Genomic DNA, 25,412 nt, shown 5'->3' on the forward strand with positions numbered 1-25,412 from the left:
TCCGATATGTCCAGAAGGCTGGAACTGTGATCAACGCTGTAGGTAACCCGCAAACTGTTTTGCTTCTCGGTGGAACGTCCGAGATCGGCCTCGCCATGTGCGAGGAGTACCTGAAGAAGGCGCCGGTTCGCGTCATTCTGGCGACGCTCCCCGGCGATCCCGGCAGCGATGCCGCGGTCAAGCAGTTGGAAGCCAAGGGCGCCACCAAGGTCGAGGTTGTCGACTTCGACGCCGTGGCCTTCGACAGCCACCCCAAGGTCATCGACGCGGCGTGGTCCGGCGGCGACGTCGACGTCGCGATCGTTGCGTTCGGTCTGGACGGCGACCCCGAGGAACTGTGGCAGAACCAGCGCAAAGCTGTGCTGGTCGCAAACGTCAACTACACCGCGGCAGTGTCCGTCGGTGTGTTGATCGGCGAAAAGATGAAGGCTCAGGGCTTCGGCAAGATCATCGCGATGTCCTCGGTTGCCGGTGAGCGCGTCAAGCGCGCCAACTTCGTCTACGGCTCCACCAAGGCCGGCCTGGACGGCTTCTACCTGGGCCTCGGCGAGGCGTTGGCAGAGTTCGGGCCGAGCGTGACGGTGGTACGTCCGGGCATGGTGCGCACCAAGTTCAGCGCACACGTCAAGGAAGCGCCGCTCACTGTCAACAAGGAAGACGTCGCGAAGCTCGCTGTTGCAGCGTCCGACAAGGGCAAGGAAATTGTCTGGGCTCCGGGTCCGTTCCGCTTCGTGATGATGGGCCTGCGCCACGTCCCGCGCGCGGTTTTCCGGAAGCTGCCCGTCTAAGCTCATTTTCGTGTCACAGACAACAGCCGAACCAGCTCTGACAACGATCCCCCCGTCGCCGTGGCGTAATGCCGCGGCGACGGTGGTGGAAATGCTGCTCGCTGCACTCGTTGCCGTCGTCGTCGCGGCGGCAGGACTGTTCGCTTTCAGCAAGGTCGACTGGCCGGCATTCACGTCGTCGAATGTCACGCAGGCTGTCACGACGGTCCTGCAGGTCGTCTGCATCGCCGTTATCGGTATTGCCGTCCTGATGTTCCGCGCGCAGAAAGCCGAACGTTTCGCGAAACTCCTGTCGTGGGTCGGACTCTCGGGATTCGTGACGACGACGCTCGGGCTTCCCCTCGCTGCGACAACCTTGTATCTGCACGGGGTTTCCGTCGATCAACAGTTTCGCACCGAGTACCTGACCCGGCTCACGGATTCTGCTGCGCTGCATGACATGACGTACGTCGATCTGCCGCCCTTCTATCCGGCCGGCTGGTTCTGGGTCGGCGGGCGGGTAGCGAACCTTCTGGGCCTGGACGGCTGGGAGGCGTTCAAGCCTTACGCAATCGGCTCGTTGGCAGTTGTCGCCGTCGTTGCGCTCGTATTGTGGACCAAGCTGATTCGACGCGATTGGGCTGTTGTTGCCGCGTTGGCCGTCACGGCCGTCGTGTTGGCGTACAACTCTCCCGAGGCCTACGGCGCCGTCGTCAACCTGCTGATTCCGCCGGTGCTGATCTTGGCGTGGGGCGCGCTGGATCGGCCTGGCGCACAGCGCTTCGCCGGAGCGGGCGCTGTTGTGGGCACCGGTTTGTTCCTTGGATTCGCCGCAACCGTCTACACCTTGTACCTCGGGTTCACTGCCTTTGCCGTGACGTTGATGGCGGTCGTTGCCGCGGTACTCGCCGCACGGGCTCAGAATTCGTGGAAAGCTGCTCTGGGGCCGCTGGTTCGTTTGGCAGCAATCGCAGCAATCTCCGGCCTGGTCGCGCTGATCGTGTGGGCTCCTTATCTGATCAAGGCCATCTCGGGCGCTACGGCAGAGTCCGGCACGGCGATGCACTACCTGCCGGATTCCGGTGCGGTACTGCCCTTCCCGATGCTGAAATTCTCACTCGTCGGCGCGCTGTGCATGTTGGGCGCCGTCTGGTTGATTTCTCGTTTCCTGTTCTCACGTCGCGCACGCGCGCTGGGCATCGGCGTTATCTCCGTCTACCTGTGGGCTCTGCTGTCTATGACGGTTACCGTCGCGGGCACCACCCTTCTCGGATTCCGGCTTGAACCCGTACTCATTGCTCTCCTCGCAGCAGCCGGCGTGTTCGGGTTCTTCGAGTTCGCGAGGTGGATTGTGTTGGCCACCAGTGAGAATCCGCGGGTCAAGGCAGTGCTGGTCGCACTCGGCGTGATCGGCGCAATTGCTTTCGCGCAGAACATCCCGCAGGTATTGGCTCCGGATATCGCTGTCGCCTACAGCGATACCGACGGCAACGGCGAGCGGGGCGACAAACGTCCACCCGGAGCCGAAGCGAATTACGCCGACGTCGATCGCATCATTCGTGAGCAGTTGGGCCGCGAACCCCATGACCTCGTAGTGCTGACGGCCGACATCGGATTTTTGAGCTTCTATCCGTACTACGGGTTCCAGGGACTCACGTCGCACTACGCAAATCCGTTGGCAGACTTCCGCGCTCGCGCGGAACTGATCAAGAAGTGGTCGGAACTCGAAACGCCGGACGAGCTGATCGCGGCTTTGGATTCCGCACCGTGGCGAGCACCCGACGCCTTTGTCTTCCGCCAGGGAGCCGACGGCTACACCTTGCGTCTGGCCGAGGACGTCTACCCCAACGATCCCAATGTCCGCCGATACACGGTCACGTTCCCGAAAGAACTGTTCGACAGCCCGCAGTTCACGGTTACCGAGCAGGGACCATTTGTGGTGGTAACCCGCACCGGCGCAAGCCGACCGGGATAGACCTCACAGCGGGTTTCCCGACGAGGGCGTTGACGCAGTGCCCTCCGCACCCTAACTTCATACGGTGACGAGAACCGATGCCCGAGCGGCAATGATCGATGCGGCCGAGCGATTGGTGGCAGAGCGTGGCCTGGCCGCGATGACCTTGCGTGATGTCCAGACCGAAGCGGGGCAGGCAAACAAGTCGGCCGCGCAGTACCACTTCGGTTCACGTGAAGGACTGCTGACAGCGGTGGTTGATTCTCGGATGAAGCCTGCCGGGGAGCGTCGACGCGAACTCCTCGACGCAATCGACCTCGGGCCGCAGCCTCCCACCATGCGCCAACTGGTGGAAGCGTTGATCCTGCCGTTGGCAGAGCAAACCATCGAACGTGAGCACAGTTTGTACGCTCGGTTCCTTGTGCAGTCGATTTTCGATCCGGCGATGTCGTCGACCATCCGTGAACACATGCGCGCTGAGAGTTTCCGGGACGTTCGACGTCGGATCGAGTCCATCTCCCTATTGCCGGCTGATATCGCGGAGTTGCGGACGGGCACTCTGTCGGTTCTCAGTGTCGTTACTTTTGCCACCTGGGAAGGCAGAATTCACGGACCGGAGGAGTCTGCGCCGATCGTCGCCGATCTGATCGAATGTTGCCTCGGTGCCTTGAACGCACCCGCGCCGGCGCGGTAAGTCCCCACCGTTCACACCGAGTTTGTCGCCGTCATCTCCGGGGTATTCGGCTGTTACATGGCGCAGTTGACAGCGACTGCATCCACCCATCTTGCCGGGGCAGGTGATGACATTGAGCGAACTCATTGCTCCAAGTCGCGAATTGGTTCCGCACCGCGCAATCTTGGATGCAGCGGAGCACACTCTTGTCATTGCGCGGGGGCGGCCGTACGGCGCGGAGCAAGCGTTCCACGAGTTGCTGGGTGTTGCCATCCGCCATCGCGTCGAAGTGCTCACTCTGGCGCGGGCACTGATCGATGTCTCCGCCGCACGCCCTCCGGACGACCTTCCCGCGGACACTGCGCATACGGTTGCACTCCAGGAGTGGGGCGACCTCTTGGATCTACCTGTGCAGGAACAACCCTCGCAGGAGGACGGAGCCTCGGACAGCATCGAGCCTGCTGTGGAGTTCCTGCTCTCCTCAGATACCTCCGGACGCGTCGTGAACGTGTCGCTCGCCTTCACTATCGGCGCGATCATCGGACTCTTCGCTCACGACTGGATGGTCTTGTTCATCGCGACTGCGGCGTGCACGATCTGGGCGTCGGCGGCGATCGTCGTGAAAATCGTTCGACTTTCACGCGCACACAGTTGGGCGAGTTCCGATACTCAAACCAAGCCGACTACTCAGGGCAGCAACAACTCTCGCCGTCACGCTATTGCAGCGTAGCGGCGAGAGCAGTCACGTCACTCTTAAAGACGCTGCGGCACACCGTAAGTCACTACCGTGTCACCATTGGACGTCACTGCCTTTGCATACGGCCGAATGGTTACCGGGCCGAGCGCACCCTGCACATACCCGTGAACTCCGGACAACCGCACCGACGCTTCCGGACCGTCGAACGACTGGTCTGACAGCAAGGCGACGTCGGTGATTCCGCCCGGAGTCAGATCGACATCAAGTTCCTGCGACGGGATGATGTCTCCGCCGATCACAAACCCGTTCGAGATGTCGAGTCCCAGTATCGGGTTGTTCACGATATCGCCGATACCGAGATTCGTTCCACCGGTCACGCCCCAGTCGAGTCCCGGAGTGTTGAGCACGACAGTTGCACCGGCCAAGGCGATCGGGTAACCGATCTGATAGCCGATTGTCAGTTTGGTGCCTGTGAAACTGTCGGCACCGGGTCCGTCGATCTTTACGCCGGCAATACCGTCGTGGAAGAACTCGACGCTGAGCGGGGAACTGTCGAGCGGCGGAACACTATGGATTGACGTGTCCATCTGTAGAACTTCTATCCGGTTTCCTTTGGAGTCGACAATCGAACTGGCATTGTCGACGCCTGCCGATGCGCTGGTGCTGCCCAAGGCGATGGCAAGGGCTGCGACTGCCCCGACCACACCGATCCGAGACCTTCTTCCCACACTGTTCTTAGTCGCTTCGCCGTCACAAGCCCGCGTAGTCGTCATGCACAAGCACCATCCCGTCCGGTAGTGGCCCCGGACGTATGTCCAGTTCGTGGACAGAGCAGGAATCCGTCGGGGCTGTGTGAACGAATTCGGGTTTCACGAATTCGAGCAAGACTCTTCCGAGGTACCCACGTCACAAAGCCGTCAAACTGCGGCGGCCGATGATCTCGATCCGAGCACGGCGGATCCGAAATCCGCGAAAGAACGTGTCACAAATGTCCCGCTCATCGCACTGTCGGCGAACTGTGAACACATTGTTCGTTAGGCTGACGGGATAAGTTACCGAATCGATACCTGAGTTGCCACCTCGTAACCACCGAGGTGGATGACATCCGGAAGGCTCCGACTGCATGACCGAGACTCTGCCCGAAGACCGACAACAGCTGGTCGAGGCAACCCCCGGGCGGGTCCGCATCGTCGTCAACCGCAGTCGAATGATCGATCTGGCGATCATGGTGATCTTCGTCCTCGCTGCGGCGTGGGTGATGTCCAACCTCTGGCGCAATCTGGAATCCGGATACCTGGTCAATGCCGGCCGCGACCAGTCCATGTGGGAATGGTTCTTCGCCGATACTGCTCACGCTCTCTCGCAGTTCCGCACGCCGTTGTACAGCGACCTGCTGAATTACCCGCTCGGCGTGAATCTGATGGCCAACACAGCGATGTTCGGCATCAGCATGCCGCTGGCGCCGCTCACGCTGATCTTCGGTCCGACGCCGGCGTACGCGATCGGGTTGACGCTGGGCCTCGCTGGTACCGCAATTGCCTGGTACTGGACCTTCTCCCGTCACGTACTGACCGGCGATTCCATCCGCACCAAATGTGCAGCCGCAGCCGGTGGCGCATTCTGCGGATTTGCCCCGGCCATGATCTCGCACGCCAACGGACACCCGAACTTTGTCGGCTTCTTCGTAATTCCGTTCATTTTCATGCAGGTCATCCGTGTTTCACGTGGAACCAAGCCGGTCCGGGACGGAATCATCCTGGGACTTCTGATGGCCTGGCAGATCTTCCTCGGCGAAGAACCGCTTCTCATCTTCACGATGTCCGCGCTCGTGTTCGGCGCGGCCTACGCGTGCTCGGATCTCACTAAAGCGCGAGCCTCGATCAGGCGCAGCTTGCCCGGCCTGGCCGTCGGCGCGATCGTGTCCATTCTCATCACGGCAGTTCCGCTGTACTCACAGTTCTTCGGCCCCGCCAGCTACGACGGCGTCGGCCACGGTCAGGCCGGAGCCGACTTCGGGGCATTCACCACCCTTCCGACCGAATCCGTGGGCGGCGACTCGAACGGCGCCGAGTTCCGAATGAACCCCACCGAGGAGAACGCGTACTTCGGTTGGCCGATCGTCATGCTGATCCTCGGCGGGACCGTGTGGCTGTGGAAGAACAAGCTCGTTCGTGCCGGCGCAGCTGTCATCGTCTTCATGGGTGTGCTGTCGCTGGGATCCGAACTTGTGTACAACGGCGATCACACCGGCATCACCTTGCCGTGGAAGTTCCTGGCGCACTTGCCCCTGTTCGAATCGGTCCTGGAATCCCGCTTCGCGATGGGTGCGATTCCCGCTATCGGACTGCTTCTGACACTCGGCACCTATCGCGCGCTCGTGGAGATCCGGGATCCTCGCATCCAACGTCGCATCGTGCCCGGCGCCTGGTTGATCGTGTTGGCGATCGCATCGGTCGTTCTCATTCCGACGCGCATCGATACCGTCGAACGCCCCGCCACTCCCGAGTTCATCAGCAGCGGATCATGGGAGCAGTACGTCAGCGACGGCTCTCTCGTATCGATACCCGTATCCAACGGAGAAGAAGTGCGGGCCATGCAGTGGCAGGTCGACTCCGGTTTTGCCTTCCCGATCGCCGGCGGCTACTTCGTCGGCCCGCATTCGATCACCCGGGGTGGCATCTACGGCGCCGAGTCACGTCCCACCTCATCACTCCTGGTGAAGACCAAGGAAACGGGCCAGATCCCCGCCGTCGACGCGACTACCCGTGCCAATGCACTGACAGATCTCCAGTTCTGGCACGCCGACGTCCTCGTGCTCCCCAAAGCTGACGACGACAACGCCCTGCGTCAGACTGTCAACGATTTGGTGGGCTTCGACGCCAAGCCTGTCGACGACGTCTGGGTGTGGGATGTTCGGAGCCTCGTGAGCGGCGAAACCACCAACTAGTTACCTAGTCAGAATCAGCGGTCCGTCCTCGGTGATCGCCACAGTGTGTTCGCTGTGGGCCGCTCGCGCGCCGGAAATCGTCCGCAAGGTCCAACCGTCGGCGTCGTGGCGATAATCGTCGGTGCCGTCGGCGATGAGCATCGGCTCGATAGCGATGACAAGGCCGGGCCGAAGTCTCAGGCCTTTGCCGACGCGACCTTCATTGGGCACATCCGGTCCTTCGTGCATCTCGCGCCCGATGCCGTGACCTCCGTGATCGGCGAGCATCCCGTACCCGAGACTGCGGGCGTGGTTTCCGATCGCGGCTCCGATGTCGCCCAATCGATTTCCCGGTAGCGCGGCCGCAATGCCCAGTGCCAGAGCCTGATCTGTGGCATCGATCAATGCCTGATCTTCACGCCGCCCTTGGCCGACGGTGAAGCTGATGGCCGAGTCGCCGCACCAACCGTCGAGTTTCGCTCCGCCGTCGATGCTGACCAGATCGCCGTTCTTCAGTCGATAGGCGTCCGGAATACCGTGCACTACAGCATCATTGACACTGGCACAGATGACACCCGGAAACGGCGATGCCCCGTGGGGCGCGTAGTTGAGGAACACCGGCGATGCTCCCGCCCCGGATATGACGTCTGCGGCGATCGCATCCAACTCGAGTAGTGTCACGCCGACGCGAGCATTTTCTCGCACTGCAGCCAGAGCCTGTGCCACGATCTTGCCCGCAGCCGCCATTGCGTCGATCTCTCCTGCAGTTTTCAGTTCGACCATCGTCAACATCTCCCTTGCTCGAATAACTATACCGGTATTACTATAGGCATATGGTGCGTGTGCCGTTGACGGCGGAAGAACTCGAACGAGGACAGCGACTGGGCGAACTCCTGCGCTCTGCACGCGGCGACCGGAGCATGGTCCAAGTGGCACTTGATGCCGGAATATCCGTGGAGACCTTGCGCAAGATCGAGACAGGCCGCATCGCGACACCGGCCTTCTTCACCATCAGCGCAGTTGCCGAAGTGTTGGACATTTCACTCGACACGCTCGCCAAGACACTCGAAACGCCGCAATCGCGGGAAAAAGCCGCATCCTGAGTCCGTCTCTCAGGATGTGACGGGCAATACTCGCCTAACATCGTTCCTTGTGCCGCCTGAAGTAGAAGTACCCCCGAAACCTCTCCCGCCTGGTCCCGAAACTCCACACGAGTCGGACTCCCACCGGGTCCGGACGGCACGACTCATCGCGATAGTCACCGGCCTCCTGGGCCTGATCCTGGCTCTCGCAACCCCGTTCCTTCCGGTCAAGCAGGAAGCAGCGAGCATCAACTGGCCGCAAGACGGCACGCTCAGCAGCGTCTCGGCGCCACTCATCTCGTACTCCCCGACGGCACTGGACATCACCATCCCGTGCGGCGCCCTCGGCCAACTGGGCGAAAGCGGCGGGACGCTGGTCTCGACCATGCCGAACGGTGCACCGGACCGCGCTGCGCGAGGACTCACGATCAAGGTGGGCCCACCGGCCGATGGCCTCAACCTGGAAATCATCGCCCGTGACTCCGTCCTCCTGTCGCAGCAGATGAATGAGCCCGGTTGCCAGTCACTCCACATCGTCTCTGACGCCACCGCGACCACCGTCACCACGACCATCAACAGCGTCACTTCGATCAACACTCTGACCGGCGACTACCGCCCCCAGGTCGTCGGAATCTTCACCGACCTACAAGGCGCTGCTCCGGCCGGCCTGTCCGTCCACCTGGACGTCGACTCCCGGTTCTCGTCCAGTCCCACACTGATCAAACTGTTCGCGATGATCGTGGCGGCACTGTCCACCATCGTTTCGCTGTACGCGCTGCATCGGATCGACGGCGTCGACGGCCGTCGCGCCCGCCGCTTCCTTCCGTCACGCTGGTGGAAATTCACCGGCATCGACGCAGTAGTGATCGGCACACTGCTGCTGTGGCATGTGTTCGGCGCCAACACTTCTGACGACGGTTACTTGCTGGGCATGGCGCGGGTTTCGGAGCATTCCGGATATATGGCCAACTACTTCCGGTGGTTCGGTGTGCCCGAGGCCCCGTTCGGTTGGTACTACGATGTCCTCGCGACGCTCGCGAAGGTCAGCACCGCCAGCATGTGGATGCGCTTGCCCGCGTTGATCGCCGGGATCCTGTGCTGGATGGTGATCAGCCGTGAGGTCATTCCGAGGCTCGGAGTTGCGGTGCGCCGCAACAAAGTTGCCATCTGGACCGGCGGGCTTGTGTTCTTGGCGTTCTGGTTGCCGTACAACAACGGCCTGCGCCCCGAACCGATCATTGCCCTCGGCGCGCTACTGACGTGGTGCTCCATCGAGCGCGCTATCGCCACGGGTCGATTACTCCCAGCTGCCATGGCAGTTCTGATTGCCGCATTCTCCCTCGCTGCCGGTCCGTCGGGACTGATCGCGATCGGCGCACTGCTGGCCGGGGCACGTCCCATCGTGAAAATCCTGGTGGCACGGGGCAAACGAGTGGGATTCTTCTCCCAGATCATGCCGATATTGGCGGCGGGCACCATAGTGCTCGTTGCTGTTTTTGCCGATCAAACTTTGGCGACGGTACTCGAATCAACAAGGGTGAGAACGGCTATCGGACCCAACGTTCCGTGGTTCGAAGAGCGCGTCCGCTGGGACGCGTTGATGACCATCTCTCCGGACGGCTCGTTGGCCCGTCGATTCGGCATGTTCGTCATGCTCCTCGGCCTCGTCTTCTGCGTCATGATGATCCTGCGCAAGGGCCGCATTCCCGGCACCGCTATCGGACCGTCCCGGCGCATCCTCGGCATCGTGTTCGCGTCGTTGCTACTCATGCAGTTCACTCCGACGAAGTGGACTCACCACTTCGGTGTGTACGCCGGCCTGGCCGCGACGGTGGCGGTGCTGGCGGCGGTCGGCGTGAGTGCGTCGAGCATGCGCTCCAAACGGAACCGCGCACTTTTTGCGGCCGGAATCCTGTTCATTCTCGCGCTTGCGTTCACCAGTTCCAACGGTTGGTGGTACGTCTCGAGTTACGGCGTCCCGTGGTGGGACAAGCCGCCGTCCATCGCCGGCAAGGGCTTCTCCACCGGATTCCTCGGCCTGACGATTCTCGCTCTGTTGTTGGCGGCCTGGTACCACGTCCGTGAACCACTCCAGAACGGAAAGAACGACAACAACGGCAAGGCAGCCCGGCTACTTGCCGCTTCACCCTTGACGATCGCGGCCGCTGCCGTCGTATTGTTCGAGGTGTTGTCCCTGCTCAAGGGTGCTGTCGCGCAGTATCCGGCGTACTCGATCGGCAAGTCCAACATCGAATCCGTCTTCGGTGGATCGTGCGGCTTGGCCGGCGAAGTTCTGGTCGAATCCGATCCCAATGCCGGTCTGCTCACGCTGATCGACCGGCCGACGGACCTCCAAGGCGGAGGCGCCTTCGGCACAAGTGACGCCGTCGGGTTCAGTCCCAACGGCGTGGCGAGCGATCTCACCGCCGACGCCGAGGACAAAACTGCGGGCAGCGCCAACAGCCTCGACACCACCAACACGTCCACCACCTCCAACCCCGGCACCGGAGCGGGAACCGAGGGTGGCGCGGCGTCCGGCGCCGGAATCAACGGCAGCGATGTCGCTCTCCCCTTCGGCCTCGATCCGGCGACCACACCGGTCCTGGGTAGTTACGGCGCTCCGCAGTCGGCCTCGCTCACCACGGGTTGGTACGGATTGCCCGAACGAAGTGACGCGGCGCCCGTGCTGACGATCGCCGCCGCCGGACGCATCCGCTACGTGAACTCCGACGGCATCGTCACACCCGGCGCGGTACTTCAGGTGGAATACGGCCGGAAACAGCCCGACGGCAATGTCACTTCTCTGGGACGCGTCGATCCGATCGACATCGGTCCGTCGCCTTCGTGGCGCAACCTGCGTGTCCCGATGGATCAACTGCCGGCCGACGCCGACACCGTGCGTCTGGTCGCCAGTGACACCGACATCAGTGGCGAGCAGTGGGTTGCGGTCACCCCGCCACGGGTTTCGACGATGCGAACGCTCCAGGACGTCGTCGGATCCACCGATCCGGTACTGATGGACTGGGCTGTGGGCTTGGCGTTCCCGTGCCAGCGGCCGGTAGACCACCTCTACGGTGTGGCCGAGGTCCCCAACTGGCGCATCCTGCCCGACCGTATCGGCGCGGAATCCACCAACGCGTGGGAAGACCATCTCGGCGGCGGACCGCTGGGATGGACCAGCCAACTGCTCGGGGCGACGGCACTGCCGACGTATCTGAACAACGACTGGGATCGCGATTGGGGTTCACTCGAGCAGTACACGCCGCTCGATCCCGCTGCTGTCCCAGCACAGTTGGACGTGACCACGGAAACGCGTTCCGGCACCTGGACTCCCGGACCGATTCGAAACCAGTCGTAATTATCGCCTGCCCGTAGCTGTTGGATACAGCCATTGCTGTGACGCGTGGACCTACTAATCCCACGGGTGCGTAGGTCTACGCGTCACGCTCGCATACCATCGGTAGCCGTGCCCGACGTCGTAACAGTGTCACCCGTAGCTCCGAGTTCGCCGCCGCCGTCCCTTCCGGATGCCCGCGAACTCTTCCGGCGAACCCGATTGGTTGCGATTGTCGCCGGCCTCATCGGGTTCTTCCTGGCGCTGGCTACACCGCTGCTGCCGGTTACCCAAACGACAGCGGCGGTCAATTGGCCGCAGAACGGCGTCATCGGCGATGTCGAGGCGCCGCTGATGGCCCAGGTCCCTATCGACGTCAACGCATCGATCCCCTGCAGCAGCGTCGGATCCTTGCCGGAAGCCGGCGGCATTCTTCTCTCGACTGCGCCCGCTCAGGGCGCCGGCGCGGCACTCAGCTCCATGTTCGTCCGGGTGTCCGCTACCAACGTCGACGTCCTGGACCGCAATGTGGTGGTGGCGTCGGCTACGCGCGAGGACGTCGAATCGGGTCGATGCACCGCCATCACCTTCAACTCCGACATCAATCGGACAGCTGCCGAATTTGTCGGACTCACCTACCCCGACGGCAATCCGCTTCGAGGGCAACTCGACGGTGACTTCCGGCCCCAGGTGGTCGGCGTCTTCAGCGATCTGCCCGACGGCGCAGCGCCCGAAGGCCTCGGCTTCTCGATGACAGTCGACTCGCGCTTCTCCTCGAGCCCGACGACGCTCAAGCTCGTCGCCATGATCACCGCAGCCATCTCGACCATCATCGCGCTGGTTGCGCTCGCAAAACTCGACGGCACCGACGGCCGCACCCACCGACGCTTCTTCCCGGCGCGCTGGTGGAAGTTCTCCGGTCTCGACGGCGTCGTGGTCGGAACCTTGGTGCTGTGGCATTTCATCGGCGCCAACACCGCCGACGACGGTTACCTTCTCACCATGGCCCGGGTCGCCCCCGACGCCGGATACATGGCCAACTACTTCCGCTGGTTCGGTGTCCCCGAGGCCCCGTTCGGTTGGTACTACGACGTTTTGACCGCGATGGCCCAGGTTTCGACGGCCAGCCCGTTCATGCGACTGCCGGCATTGATCGCCGGAATCCTGTGCTGGATGGTCATCAGTCGTGAAGTTGTTCCCCGGCTCGGACGCGCCGTCCGCCGGAGCAACGTCGCTCTGTGGACCGGCGGCATGGTCTTCCTCGCATTCTGGCTCGCCTACAACAACGGCCTGCGCCCCGAGCCGATCGTTGCACTCGGCGCACTGTTGACCTGGTGCTCCATCGAGCGCGCCATCGCCACCGGCCGGTTGTTCCCTGCTGCCATCGCAGTTCTGGTCGGAGCCTTCACCTTGGCTGCCGCGCCCACCGGATTGATGTGTATCGCAGCGCTTCTCGCCGGCGCTCGCCCGCTGATCCGCATCGTCGTCAAGCGTCACCGCGAGGTCGGCACCGCGGCTCTGCTCGCGCCGATCATGGCTGCGGGCACCATCGTGCTGGTTGTCATCTTCGCGGATCAAACCCTGGCCGGTGTCCTCGAAGCCACCCGCGTCCGCACCATCATCGGACCGAACCTCGAGTGGTACAAGGACTTCCTGCGGTACTACTACCTCTTCGTCGAGACCGTCGACGGCTCCGTGGCGCGCCGCTTCGCGTTCCTGACGATGATCCTGTGTCTGTTCACCACACTCTTCGTGATGCTGCGTCGAGGCCGCGTTCCCGGCGCGGCGACGGGTCCGTCCTGGCGCCTCGTGGGAGTCGTCTTCGGCACCATCTTCTTGATGATGTTCAACCCCACCAAGTGGACTCACCACTTCGGCGCGTATGCAGGCATCGCCGGTTCTCTTGCAGCTCTGACGGCTGTCGCAGTCTCCGCGACGGCTCTGCGGTCGCGTCGTAACCGCTCGGTGTTCGTTGCCGGACTCCTGCTGATGTTGGCGTTGACCTTCGCCGGCATCAACGGCTACTGGTACGTCTCGAGCTACGGCGTGCCGTGGTTCGACAAGACGGTGTCCTTCAACGGCCACGAATCCAACACTCTGTTCCTCGGACTCTTCGCTCTCGCACTGGCAGTGGCGGCATGGCAGTACTTGCGCGAAGGATTCGCGCCGGCACCCGAAAAGCCGAACACCGCCAAGGGCAAGCGCATTCGTAAGTTCGCGGCAGCACCACTCACCGTGATCGCCGGCCTGATGGTTCTTTTTGCAGTGCTCTCACTCCTCAAGGGCGCAATCTCGCAGTACCCGGCATATTCCTTGGGTCGCAGCAACATCGAAGCCCTCGCCGGCAAAACCTGTGGCATGGCCGACGACGTCCTCGTGGAGACCGACGTCAACTCCGGAAACCTTCGGGTCATCCCCACAACCGGGTCCAATGCCGAAGATCCACTGTCCGGCGCCGACGCGAAGGGCTTCTCCGCCAATGGAGTTCCCTCCGATCTGACTGCCGATTACATCGAAGTCAAACAGGGCATGGGCAACACCGACAACCAGAGCGTCGGCCCCACATTCGCCACCGGATCCGGTGCCGGGACCAGCGGCGGCACCGGCAAGGTCGGCGCCAACGGCAGCACCGCCAAGCTCCCCTTCGGTCTCGACCCGGCGGTCACTCCCATCATGGGCAGCTACCAAGCCGGCGTCCAAGAACCGGCCTCACTCATTTCGAGCTGGTACCAATTACCCGCTCGCAGTGAACAATCCCCCCTCGTGGTCATGTCGGTCGCCGGGCGCGTCTGGTCCGTCGACATCACCGGCGCCGTCACCTACGGACAATCCTTGTTGGTCGAGTACGGCAAAACTCAGCCCGACGGAACCGTCGCAGCGCAGGGCTCGTACATGCCGCGCGATATCGGGCCTGCCCCGTCGTGGCGCAATGTTCGCATCCCCATCGACGAACTTTCCGCCGACGCCGACGCCGTCCGGGTGGTCGCATTCGATCCCAACCTGACGGGCGATCAGTGGATGGCGTTCACGCCGCCGCGTGTCCCCGAGCTCGAGTCCCTGAACTCGTACCTGGGTACCGAGCAGCCGGTCCTCCTGGACTGGGCTGTGGGCCTTCAGTTCCCGTGCCAGCGCCCGTTCTCGCATCTGAACGGTGTCGCCGAGATGCCGAACTTCCGCATCCTTCCGGACCGCCCCTTGGCCGTGAGCTCCACCGATACCTGGCAGTCCGCGGACAATGGCGGCCCCCTCGGATTCACCGAGGTACTCGCCGGCGCCACGACGGTCCCGACGTACCTCAAGGACGACTGGTCCCGCGACTGGGGCTCACTCGAGCGCTACGACCGCTTCTTCCCGAATGCCACTGCGGCAGTAGTGGACACCGGCACCGCCACCCGTTCGGGTAGGTGGATTCCAGGCGAGATGCGGGTGCACTGACCGAGCCGGCAAGGTCCCAAGTCACTGCTTCAAAAGATCATGCAAGTGCTACTCGGGTGCGTTTGACGGAGACGGCTGATACCGCCCCGACGACGACAACGCATCCGAGTAGCTGCATAACACTGGGCCGCTCACCTACGAGGAGAACTGCCAGAAGGACAGCGAGTACCGGTTGCATGAGTAGGAGTGTCGCTCCGACTTCGGCGGAAAGCCGCGGGAGCGAACGGCCCATCAACACCCAGCCGAACACTTGACCGACGAGAGCCAGCGCGACGAGCCAGAAGAACGCTTCCCAGCCCGGAACAAAATCGATCCGCCCCCACAGTGATCCGATCATGGAACCGGCAATACCCGCCGAGATCGTGGAGGTCAATACCTGACTAGCGGCTCGATCCGACGCCCCGGTGAAGCCGACCATGAATATGTATCCGCCGTAAGCGATTCCGGAGACCAGGGACAGTACTGTTCCCAAAATCAGGTCGGGTCCCGCGACCCCGCCACCGATCACACCGCCGGCAAGGGCAATGCCTCCGAACAGGAACGGCAATGCGAACAGGAATCGTCGCGGAACCCGATTGCCGAGTATCAACCAAGACAGCGCAGGTACCACGATTACCTGCACATTCACGACGACGCTCGCGATGCCTGCGCCGATCATCAGGATGGACTGCGACCACAGCGCGAAGTCCACGCCGAGCAGTATTCCGCCGAACAATTGCAGGATCACTGCCCTGCGGGTGGGCATGCCTACCCCGCGACATTCGCGCCACGCCATCCACGCAAGAGGAGGCAGCGCGAGGAAACAGCGAAAGAAGACAGCCGTCGACGGTCCGACATCGGCGAGTTTGATCAGTATCGAACTGACAGAAATCGCTGCCGCACCGGCAATGACCAGCACTCGAGGATCGATGCTTGCCTGAGCAATTCCGACGGGGTGGGGTGTTCCGGTAGTCGTACCGGTCAAAGACGTCACTACGACAATGTTCCTATTGCTAACTATTCAGCACAAGCAAATATTCACACTGATTATTCAGTAGCATTGCTACTGTGTTGAATCTCGAAAGACTACGCGCGCTGCATGCTGTCGCGGAGACCGGATCAGTCGCTGCTGCCGCCCGCGCCCTGCACGTCACCCCTTCGGGCATTTCTCAGCAGTTGAACAAACTCGAACGCGAGGTCGGAGTGCCACTACTCGCACCCCAAGGCCGCGGTGTCCGCCTCACGGAAGCAGGATGGGTGCTCGCCCGCCGAACCGGTGAGGTCCTCTCGGTACTCGCCCAGGCCGAAGCCGAAATCGCCTCTCTGCAGAGCGAAGTGACGGGTCGACTACGCGTCGGCGCATTGGTGTCCCCCAGTCGAACCGTGCTGCCGCGAGCAATCGCCGAGATCAAACAAAATCATCCCCGGCTCGAGATCACGTTCCACGAAGGCGAATCCGAAGAACTCCTGCCGGCCCTGATCCGCCGCGACCTGGACATCGTAGTAGTGGACAGTTGGAGTACCGCTCCCGTCGAACTGCCCGACGGGATCTCGTTCATCCCCGTACACGACGATGTGGTGGTCGCCGCGCTTCCCGCGTCACATCCATTGGCCGACAACAAGATCGTCGCACTCAGCGACCTGTCCGATCAAGCCTGGGCCACCTGGACGCCGGGCACGGACTTCCACGCCTTCACCGTGAGAATGCTGCGCTCTCAAGGATTCGATCCTCGCATCGAATACGAGGTTGCCGAATTTCCCGCGCAGGTAGAGTTTGTCGCCCAAGGACTTGCCGTCGCGCTGATTCCACGGCTTGCGAGAGTTGTACCGCCCGAAGGCGTCCGAATGCTCGACACGATCCCGCCATTGGGACGCAGCATCTACCTGGCCTGGCGAACCGACAGTGATCGACCGGCTGTGCGGGCAGCAATCGAAGCGCTGCGCCGCCAGTTCGACGCACTCGACGGTCAGCCGCTCAATCCCTGAGCGGCCGACCGGAGCAAAGCAACTAAATTACAGTTACAGCGGGACCAAGTTGTGCTTACGCGGGTTCTTGTAAACCGCCTTGTCCTTCAGCAACTTCAGGGCCTTGCGGATCTCGAGGCGAGTCTCCGACGGTGCGATGACCGCATCGATGTATCCGCGCTCGGCCGCGATGTACGGCGTCGCGACAAACTCGTTGTAGAAGTTGATCAACTGCGCGCGAACTGCCGGCGCGTTGTCCCCGGCCTCGGCAAGCTGACGACGACCCATGATGTTGACGGCACCTTCGGCACCCATCACGGCGATGCGAGCGGTCGGCCAAGCCAGGTTGATGTCCGCTCCGAGTTGCTTGCAGCCCATAACGGCGTAACCGCCGCCGTACGACTTACGAACCACCACAGTCACCTTCGGCACCGTCGCTTCGATGTACGCGAAGAGGAAGCGACCACCACGCTTGATGACACCGACCTTTTCCTGCTCGACGCCGGGCAGGAACCCCGGTGTGTCGACAACAAAAACGAGCGGAATGTTGTACGCGTCGCACAACCGCACGAAGTGCGCAGCCTTGTCGGAACTGGCGGCGTCGAGCGCCCCACTGAGGTACGTCGGCTGGTTTGCAACAACACCGACAGGCAAGCCGTCGACGCGCGAGAACCCGGTGATGATGTTGTGCGCGACCTGAGCACCGACTTCGTGGAAGGTACCGTCGTCGAAGATCCGCAAAATGATGTCGTGCATGTCGTAGCCCGCATTGTCGGCGTCCGGCATGAACGCGTCGAGATCGAGGTCCGACTCGGTCATCTCGGGTTCGAGACCCGGGTTGACCACAGGAGCCTTCTCCTGGCAGGAGGAAGGCATGAAGCTCAGGTACTCGCGCACCCAGTCGAAAGCAGCCTTCTCGTCGGGAGCGACGTGATGGATGTTTCCGTATTCGGCCTGCTTACGAGCGCCACCGAGATCATCGAGGCTGACCTCTTCGCCGGTCACCGACTTGATGACGTCGGGACCCGTGACAAACATGTAGGACTCTTCGGTTGCAACCACGATGTCGGTGTTGATCGGCGCGTACACCGCTCCGCCGGCACACTTTCCGAGGATCACCGAAATTTGTGGGCAGATTCCCGACAGCGGCTCCTGGCGCGAACCCATATTGGCGTACCACGCCAGCGAGGAGACTGCGTCCTGGATTCGAGCGCCGCCGGAATCATTGATGCCGACGACCGGGCAACCCACCTTGAGCGCGAAGTCGTTGACGGCCGCGACCTTTCGGCCGAACATCTCGCCTGCAGCACCGCCGAAGACCGTCTGATCATGCGCGAACACGGCAACGGGACGCCCGTCGACCGTTCCGTGGCCGGTCATGACGCCGTCGCTGTACGGGTTGCCTTCGCCCGCCATCTTGACCAGTGCGCCGATCTCGATGAAGCTGCCCGGATCGAGCAGCATGTCGATGCGCTGGCGGGGCGTACTGTGGCCGGCGGCGTCACGCTTGGCAATGGCCCGGGCCGAGCCGGGTTCCTTTGCCTTTTCCAGCTTTTCGCGGAGTTCAGCTAGCTTCTCCGCGGTAGTCGTCGTCACTTCTGAACTCCGGTTTCCGCTGTCTCGATCTGGGCCAGCTTTGTGGTGAGGTCTGCCGCGACCTTCGCGATGTACGGCTCGTCGACGATCTGCAGGTGGTCCCCGCCGATGTAGACGACCTCGAGGTTCTTCACGTAGCTGCCCCAACCGCCGTCTGCCTTACGCGTTTTGAACGCAGGTTCGAGCGAGATGAGTTCATCGTGGTATTTGTCAGCCATGTAGATCACGACGTCGCCGTCGTAGTTCTTGAAATCGGCAGTCTGGATGGCACGGTTATCCAACCACGACGTGCGCTGATGCTCGATGATGCCGCCGGGAATCTTGACGCCGCTCATCTTGATCATGTCCATGAGGAACTGAATCTGATCTTCATCGGATTCGATCTCGGCCAGAATGTCCACCGGCAGTGGAACATCCAGGTTGTAGGTGCGCTTTGCGAAGGCTCCGTACCGCTCCCAGCGCTTCCGCCGCTCTTCCTCGGTGTTGGGGACATCCACGCCGGCCATGACGGTGTCGAGCATGCCGACAACCCTCACGTCGGCACCTTGCTCACGCAGGATGTTCGCGACCGCGTAGGACAGCACTCCACCGAGCGACCAACCGCACAGGACGTACGGTCCGTCACCCTGAATCTCGCGCAGCAGTGGCACATACGCGGCGGCACGTTCCTCGATAGGACCCTCGATGCGCTCGAATCCGTACATCGGCGTACCGGCAGGCAGGCGCTTGAGCAACGGCTCGTACGTCACCGTCGAACCACCGGCCGAATGGAAGACGAATACCGGTACAGCAGTGGAACCTTCGGGGCGGCCGCGCAGGACACGCATGACGCCGTCGATCTTGCCGTCGTCCTCGAGGTACTGACGGACAACGTCCGCGAGTTCCTCGATCGTCGTGGAATTACGCACGTCATCGGCAGTGACTTCGCCGTCGGCACGCTCGGAGAGTCGAACCGACAACTTCTCGGCCGTCTCGTCGTCGACAGCCGGCAGGGTGTTGAAGATACCCTTGGCCGACGCGCCGGTGACTACGGCCCACGTCGCAAACGTCAAGCGCTCGGCCGCATCTCGCGGCGGAACATCGGATCCGGCGTCGTCCGCAGTACCCGCACGCGAAGGATCGGCAGGCGAAGCGGGAACTACGGGAGCAGTAGGAGCATCGGCAACCGGTGCCGGCATCTCTGCCAGCGACTCCCCTGACACTGCCTCGTCGTCAGCAGCATCTGCGGCCAACTTCTCGGCCGCCTGCTTGTCTGCCATCTCCTGAACTTCTTCACGGTTCTCGATCGCGTAGCGCAGGTACTTGTTGACCTCGAGCAGGCTTGCATCCTTGACTGCCTGCAACTGCAACTGCGGAATATCGAACTCGTACTCGACGCGGTTCTTGATACGCATCGCCATCAGCGAGTCCAAGCCCAGTTCGATGAGCGGAACCTCGGCCGGCAGATCTTCCGGCGAGTAACCCATCGATTCGGCGACAACGATCTTGAGGCGATCGTCGAGGCTCTGCGAACCGTTGGGGTCCCACTTGTCTCCGGCGTCTTCGACGACCTCGGTCAGGGCTTCCATCGTGCCTGTAGACCGAACCGGTACAGCTACAACAAGTTCCGGCAAAACCTCACCCGAAGTGACGACGGCGTCGAGCAGCAACCGGAAGCTGCCACCTTCACGTGCATGCACCTGCAACGACGCACCACCGGGATGCGGGTTCAACGTGGTGGTCAACGTGACAGCAGTGACAATGCCACCCTGCGTGACACCGACAATGCCGCTCTGCGTGGCACCGACAAGCTCGCCCTGCGGAACAGCTGCAGTAAGCGTCACGTCCGAAAGGACCTGCGCGGCAGCGGCAGTCACGAGAGCGTTCAGATCACCGGCAACTGCGGCGTCGACCTCCCACACGTGGCGGCCGTCGGGCAACGCGACGTGCGAACCCGGAACGCGGGATGCTCCACCGGCACTGACACGAATGTCGAGCCAGTACGGCTTACGCAGGAAAGCGGTACGCGGCAAGACCGCGAATTCGCCTGCGGGAAGCAGAGACTCGAGATTCACGGCATGGCCGTGCACGTAGAGCTGAGCCAAAGCCGTCAGAACGCCGGCAGATTCGTCTTCTTTACGCTTGAGCGTCTGGATGAGCGCCATGTCGTGCAGACCGGCATCGAATGCCGTCGCAGCCACCGACATCAACGTCACCGGGTTGGGAGCAAGCTCCACAAACGTGGTGTGCCCGTTGGCAACTGCAAGCCGTACGGCGTTGGTGAAGTACACGCTGTGGCGCAGGCCCTTGACCCAGTACGCCTCCTGATGGATCGGCTCGTGGCCGGCCCGGTAGAAGGTTTCCTTGTCGACGGACGAGTAGACGCCCAACTTCAACGTCCCCGGTTCGATACCGGCCAATTCGGCAGCAAGCTCGCCGAGCAGCGGATCAACCTGCGACGTATGGCTTGCACCCTTGGTCTGCAGAACCCGAGCCATCTTGCCGTCAGCCTCGGCCGCAGCGACGATAGCCTCGATGTCGGACTGCGGCCCACCGATCACCGTGTGCGTCGGAGCTGCGTAGACGCACACCTCGAGCTTGGGATACGTGGGAAGTAGTGCTTCGATCTCGGATGCACTGTACTCGAGCAGAGCCATCAGACGGATGTCGTCACCGACCAGGCCGCTCTCAGCCTCACCCATCAGACGTGAACGCGAACAGATAACGCGCACAGCATCTTCGAGGTTCAATCCACCTGAAATGTATGCTGCGGCAGCCTCGCCCATCGAGTGGGGAACAACCGCTTCGGCGTCGGCGCCGTGATGACGCAGCAGTGCCGCCAAACCGACCTGGATGGTAAAGATAGCTACCTGAGCAGTTTCGACGTTGTACTCGAGCGAATCGTCGAGGAACATCTCGGCCACCGAATAACCGGCTTCGTCCTGGATCAGCGCATCGACCTCGTCGACGGCTGCCTTGAATACCGAATTCTCCGTGTACAGCTGCTTGGCCATCTTGCGATGCTGCGAGCCGAAGCCCGAGAACACCCACACCGCACCCTTGGGCGACGGCGAGTCAGCCGAAAATACTCCGGGAGCAGGCTTTCCGGCAGCAACGGCACGCAACGCGCTGATCGCTTCGGAACGAGTCGTGGCAACTACAGCGGCGCGCGAACGACCGTGGTTACGACGCGAGAGTGCGCGCGCAACATCGGCAAGCGGCGTCGTGCTGCCGGCTTCGGTTTCGAGCCAGTCTGCCAGGTCGGCAGCGGCGCGGCGACGACGCGACGGTAGTGCACCGGAAACTGCGAGCACAACGGCCTGGTCCTCGGCGGCGTCGGCCGGAATCCCCATCGACTCGGCGGCCTCGGCAAGAACACCGGCGGCTTCCGTCTCGACATCCAGATCAGCGTCGGGGGTAACCGGCACGTACTCACGAACAACGACGTGAGCATTGGTTCCACCGAAACCGAAGCCGGAAACGCCCGCAACAGCTTTGCCGGTGTACCGCGGCCAGTCCGTCGTCTCCGACGTCACCTGAAGATGGGCCTTGTCAAAATCGATGTGCGGGTTGGGGCCCAGGTAGTTGATGGTCGCAGGAATCTTGTTTTCCTGCATCGCCAGGACGACCTTGATCAGACCGGCAGCACCGGCCGCGGCCTCGAGGTGTCCGAAGTTGGTTTTTGCGCTACCGAGCAGTGCCGGCTTGTCGTCGTCGCGACCTCGACCTACTACGCGGCTGAGAGCGTCGGCCTCGATGGGATCCCCGAGATCGGTGCCCGTGCCGTGTGCCTCGATGTAGTCGACGGTGCTCGGCAGGATGCCGGCGTCGCGGTACGCGAACCGCAACACGTCGGCCTGAGCATCGGGGTTGGGAGCGAGGAGACCGTTGGAGCGGCCGTCCTGGTTGATCGCGGTTCCGGCGATCACGGCAAGGATGGAATCGCCGTCACGCTCGGCGTCCTCCAGACGCTTGAGCGCAACCAGTCCGCCACCTTCGGAACGCACGATGCCCTCGGCCTGAGCCGAGAATGCGCGCAGTTTACCGTCGGGTGCGAGCATGCCGATCTGATCGAAACCGAGGGTTCCGGCAGGAGCCAGCAGCATGTTGACGCCGCCGGCCAACGCGAGGTCGGAATCGCCGCTGCGTAGCGAGCGCACAGCCTCGTGTACCGCGACCAGCGAGGACGAGCACGCGGTGTCCAGAGCAATGGACGGTCCACGGAAATCGAAGAAGTACGAGACACGGTTCGCGACGACGGCCGTCGACGTTCCGGTCAATGCGTACGGATGCGCATTCGGATCGCTGACAGCGAGCAACTGGTAGTCGTTGGCGGAACTACCGATGAAGACACCGACCTGCTTGCCTTTGAGTCCGCTGGCGGGGATGCGTGCGTGCTCGAGCGCTTCCCAAGCCAATTCGAGTGCGAGACGTTGCTGCGGATCGACGTTGACAACCTCGAGCGGAGACATCGCGAAGAACTCCGCGTCGAATCCCTTGACGTCGTCGAGGTAACCGCCCTTGGTGTGAGCTTTCTCGATCGCCGCCTTGATCGCGGGATCGGACATGAACTCGACCCAACGATCCTCAGGCAGGTCGCTGATGCCGTCGCGGCCCGCGGCGAGCATCTCCCACATGTCCGAAGGGGTGTGCCCGGCGCCGGGGAAACGCGTCGACATGCCGACGATCGCGATGTCGTGAGCATCCGTCGCGGCACCTGACGCGTAGTACGACGCGTCAATAGTCTCTTCCGGCGCTTCGGGCTCACCCTCGATGATCCGGGTAGCCAGCGAGGCGATGGTCGGATGTTGATACGCAACCGTCGCGGTCAGCGTGATGCCGAGCAGATCTTCGATGTCGCCGCTCAAGGCAACCGCATCGCGAGATGCGAGCCCGAACTCTTCCATCGGCCGATCGTCGGTGATCAATGCCACGGGCTGACCCGTCGCGTTGGCAATCCAGTTGCGCAGCCACTCACGTAACTGCGAAACACTCATGTCGACGCCGTTCACGCTGGAGTCGACTGTATTGCCCTGCGTACCATCTTGTTCAACCATCAACTCACCAAGCTACCGATCATGTAAGGGAATGTTCCTCAAACGCTATCGGGGAATGCAGATTGCTGATAGCCACCACGCAGCGTTCCCTCGATGTAGCTTGCCTTGCACGCACGCCGAGCGATCTTGCCGCTGGATGTACGGGGAATGGAACCGGCCGGAACCAGCAGAATGTCGCGTGCCGTCACACCGTGACGAGACGCAATCGCAGCCCGGACGGTATCGGCGATCGGCTGCGGATCAGCCTTACCGGCACCCGGCGCACGCTCTGCGACGATGACCAACTGCTCCGACGCATCGTCGTCGTCGAACGTCAGACCCGAATGGGAGTTCGCGAACACGACGGGCGGCAACTGGTTTGCCGGAACGGCGAATGCCGCGACAAATCCCGGACGCAGAGCGGGGCTTGCTTCCTGCGCCGAAACCTCGATGTCCTGCGGGTAGTGGTTGCGGCCGTCGACGATCACAAGATCCTTGACGCGTCCGGTGATGTAGAGCTCGCCGTCGACGTAGACGCCGAAGTCGCCGGTACGCATCCAGTTGGCGTCCATCGGCAGGTCTTCGGTGTGGCTGTCTTCGGGCAGACGGTTGGTCAGCTTGTTGTGGAAGGTCTCGGCGGTCTCGTCGGGACGTCCCCAGTAGCCGACGCCGATGTTCTCGCCGTGCAACCAGATCTCGCCGACATGATTGTCGGGAACCTCGGTCGCAGTTTCGGGATCGACGATGGCAGCCCACTGGCTACGCGAGACGTATCCACACGAAACCTGCGCGATCGCGTTTTCCGCGTTCTGATCGACGATGACCATGCGGCCCTTGTTGAGTTCGGCGCGGTCGACGTAGATGACCTTGGCCTCGTCGGAATGCTTGGTCGAGGACACGAACAGCGTCGCTTCGGCCATTCCGTACGACGGCTTGATCGCTGTCTTGGGTAGACCGTAGGGCCCGAAGGCTTCGTTGAACTTGCGCATCGACGACGTCGTGACCGGCTCACTGCCGTTGATCAGACCGATGACGTTGCTCAGGTCCAGCTCTTCGCCGTCCTTGGGCAGACCACGCGCAGCAGCATGCTCGAAGGCGAAGTTGGGAGCGGCAGCGAAGGTTCCGGCGTCGTCCGAGGCAGCTGCGAGTTCCTTGATCCAGCGGTACGGCCGCTGAACGAACGCCCGCGGGCTCATGATGGTGATGTACTTGCCGCCGAACGCAGGCAGGATGACCGTGAGCAGGCCCATGTCGTGGAATAGTGGCAGCCAGGTGACGCCGCGTGAATCTTCGGTGAGTTCGAGAGAATCGACCATCTGCAGGGCGTTGGTTCCGACAGCGCGGTGCGTGATCTCCACACCGGCGGGAACTCGGGTCGAACCCGACGTGTACTGGAGGTAGGCGATGTCGTCGAAACCGATATCGGGCCGAACCCACGTATCACCGACGGTGTCGGGAATGGCGTCGACGGCGATGATGCGGGGACGTTCCGCAGCCGGCAGTGACCGGAAGAGCGCACGGACACCGGCAGCCGACGAGGCGGCCGTCAGGATGGCCGTCGGCTTGCAGTCACCGAGGACTGCGTGCAAGCGATCGGAGTGACCGGGCTCGTCGGGATCGAAGAGCGGAACGGCGATCGAACCGGCCTGAATGGCCGCGAAGAACGAAACTACGTAGTCGAGGCCCTGGGGTGCCAGAATCGCCACTCGATCGCCACGCTTGGTGACCTGCTGCAGACGCGCAGCAACAGCGCGCAGACGTACACCGAACTGGTGCCACGTCAATTCCTGCGCTTCGCCGTCACGCTCACGTGAGTAATCGATGTAGCGGTACGCAAGCTCGTCCGCGTTGACACGCGAGTGTTGCTCGACATAGTCGACCAGAGTAAAGCCTTCTTTAAGGCGAATCCGGCCCTTCTCGTCGAGAAAACCATCGAACAGCGCGTTCATTCCATCTCCTCCGAAGCGATCACACAAGCATATTTGGTCA

Annotated in this window: 15 protein-coding genes; 9 read left to right on the top strand and 6 right to left on the bottom strand. The window is 62.3% G+C overall.

The genetic code is table 11. The features are described 5' to 3' along the window. Nucleotides 1-26: 26 nt before the first annotated feature. The 4 genes from dprE2 (at nt 27) to QM600_RS17275 (ending at nt 4,124) form a co-directional block, all read left to right on the top strand. Nucleotides 27-788 carry a decaprenylphospho-beta-D-erythro-pentofuranosid-2-ulose 2-reductase gene (dprE2, locus tag QM600_RS17260; RefSeq protein ID WP_094270748.1) on the top strand — a complete coding sequence of 254 codons (762 nt, stop codon included), beginning with the start codon at nt 27-29 and terminating at the stop codon, nt 786-788. A gap of 91 nt (nt 789-879) precedes the next feature. Continuing rightward, nucleotides 880-2,742: a galactan 5-O-arabinofuranosyltransferase gene (locus QM600_RS17265; protein WP_283262742.1), complete on the top strand. Its 1,863-nt coding sequence runs from the start codon at nt 880-882 to the stop codon at nt 2,740-2,742. 64 nt (nt 2,743-2,806) lie between these two features. Beyond that, nucleotides 2,807-3,415 (top strand): TetR/AcrR family transcriptional regulator, encoded by a 609-nt coding sequence (locus QM600_RS17270; RefSeq protein WP_283262710.1) that lies wholly within the window; start codon nt 2,807-2,809, stop codon nt 3,413-3,415. Between the two features lie 106 nt (nt 3,416-3,521). Further along, a complete protein-coding gene (locus tag QM600_RS17275; RefSeq protein WP_283262711.1) occupies nt 3,522-4,124 on the top strand; it encodes a hypothetical protein in 603 nt (200 codons plus the stop codon). A 23-nt stretch (nt 4,125-4,147) separates the two neighbouring features. Here the strand turns inward: QM600_RS17275 and QM600_RS17280 are convergent, their stop codons facing one another. Further along, complete coding sequence (locus tag QM600_RS17280; RefSeq protein ID WP_283262712.1) at nt 4,148-4,864, bottom strand: MspA family porin; 717 nt, start codon at nt 4,862-4,864, stop codon at nt 4,148-4,150. 350 nt (nt 4,865-5,214) lie between these two features. Between QM600_RS17280 and QM600_RS17285 the strand changes: the two genes are divergently transcribed. Then, nucleotides 5,215-7,038 carry a DUF6541 family protein gene (locus tag QM600_RS17285; RefSeq protein ID WP_283262713.1) on the top strand — a complete coding sequence of 608 codons (1,824 nt, stop codon included), beginning with the start codon at nt 5,215-5,217 and terminating at the stop codon, nt 7,036-7,038. On the opposite strand, the gene map is transcribed toward QM600_RS17285, so the two are convergent. Next, nucleotides 7,039-7,800: a type I methionyl aminopeptidase gene (gene map / locus QM600_RS17290; protein ID WP_283262714.1), complete on the bottom strand. Its 762-nt coding sequence runs from the start codon at nt 7,798-7,800 to the stop codon at nt 7,039-7,041. It lies immediately after the preceding gene. A 50-nt stretch (nt 7,801-7,850) separates the two neighbouring features. On the opposite strand from map, the gene QM600_RS17295 reads away from it, so the two are divergent. From QM600_RS17295 to QM600_RS17305, 3 genes are all read left to right on the top strand, one after another. Beyond that, complete coding sequence (locus QM600_RS17295) at nt 7,851-8,120, top strand: helix-turn-helix domain-containing protein (protein ID WP_283262715.1); 270 nt, start codon at nt 7,851-7,853, stop codon at nt 8,118-8,120. A 49-nt stretch (nt 8,121-8,169) separates the two neighbouring features. After that, nucleotides 8,170-11,457 carry an arabinosyltransferase domain-containing protein gene (locus QM600_RS17300; protein WP_502943013.1) on the top strand — a complete coding sequence of 1,096 codons (3,288 nt, stop codon included), beginning with the start codon at nt 8,170-8,172 and terminating at the stop codon, nt 11,455-11,457. Nucleotides 11,458-11,565: 108 nt separating this feature from the next. Then, nucleotides 11,566-14,868, top strand: a complete 3,303-nt coding sequence (locus tag QM600_RS17305; protein ID WP_283262716.1) for an arabinosyltransferase domain-containing protein — start codon at nt 11,566-11,568, stop codon at nt 14,866-14,868. Between the two features lie 37 nt (nt 14,869-14,905). On the opposite strand, the gene QM600_RS17310 is transcribed toward QM600_RS17305, so the two are convergent. Further along, on the bottom strand, nt 14,906-15,841 hold the full coding sequence (locus QM600_RS17310; protein WP_283262717.1) for a DMT family transporter: 936 nt from the start codon (nt 15,839-15,841) through the stop codon (nt 14,906-14,908). A gap of 74 nt (nt 15,842-15,915) precedes the next feature. Between QM600_RS17310 and QM600_RS17315 the strand changes: the two genes are divergently transcribed. Beyond that, a complete protein-coding gene (locus QM600_RS17315; protein WP_283262718.1) occupies nt 15,916-16,833 on the top strand; it encodes a LysR family transcriptional regulator in 918 nt (305 codons plus the stop codon). Between the two features lie 33 nt (nt 16,834-16,866). Here QM600_RS17315 and QM600_RS17320 read toward each other — a convergent pair whose 3' ends face one another. The 3 genes from QM600_RS17320 to fadD32 are packed head-to-tail and all read right to left on the bottom strand — an operon-like array spanning nt 16,867 to nt 25,372. Further along, on the bottom strand, nt 16,867-18,408 hold the full coding sequence (locus tag QM600_RS17320; RefSeq protein ID WP_283262719.1) for an acyl-CoA carboxylase subunit beta: 1,542 nt from the start codon (nt 18,406-18,408) through the stop codon (nt 16,867-16,869). After that, nucleotides 18,405-23,444 (bottom strand): polyketide synthase Pks13, encoded by a 5,040-nt coding sequence (gene pks13, locus QM600_RS17325; RefSeq protein ID WP_283262720.1) that lies wholly within the window; start codon nt 23,442-23,444, stop codon nt 18,405-18,407. The genes QM600_RS17320 and pks13 overlap by 4 nt, the downstream gene beginning before the upstream one ends. Before the next feature lie 38 nt (nt 23,445-23,482). Further along, on the bottom strand, nt 23,483-25,372 hold the full coding sequence (gene fadD32 / locus QM600_RS17330) for a long-chain-fatty-acid--AMP ligase FadD32 (RefSeq protein ID WP_283262721.1): 1,890 nt from the start codon (nt 25,370-25,372) through the stop codon (nt 23,483-23,485). Between the last annotated feature and the right edge of the window lie 40 nt (nt 25,373-25,412).

The sequence above is a fragment of the Rhodococcus sp. IEGM 1379 genome (assembly GCF_030056815.1).
GTDB lineage: Bacteria > Actinomycetota > Actinomycetes > Mycobacteriales > Mycobacteriaceae > Rhodococcus_F.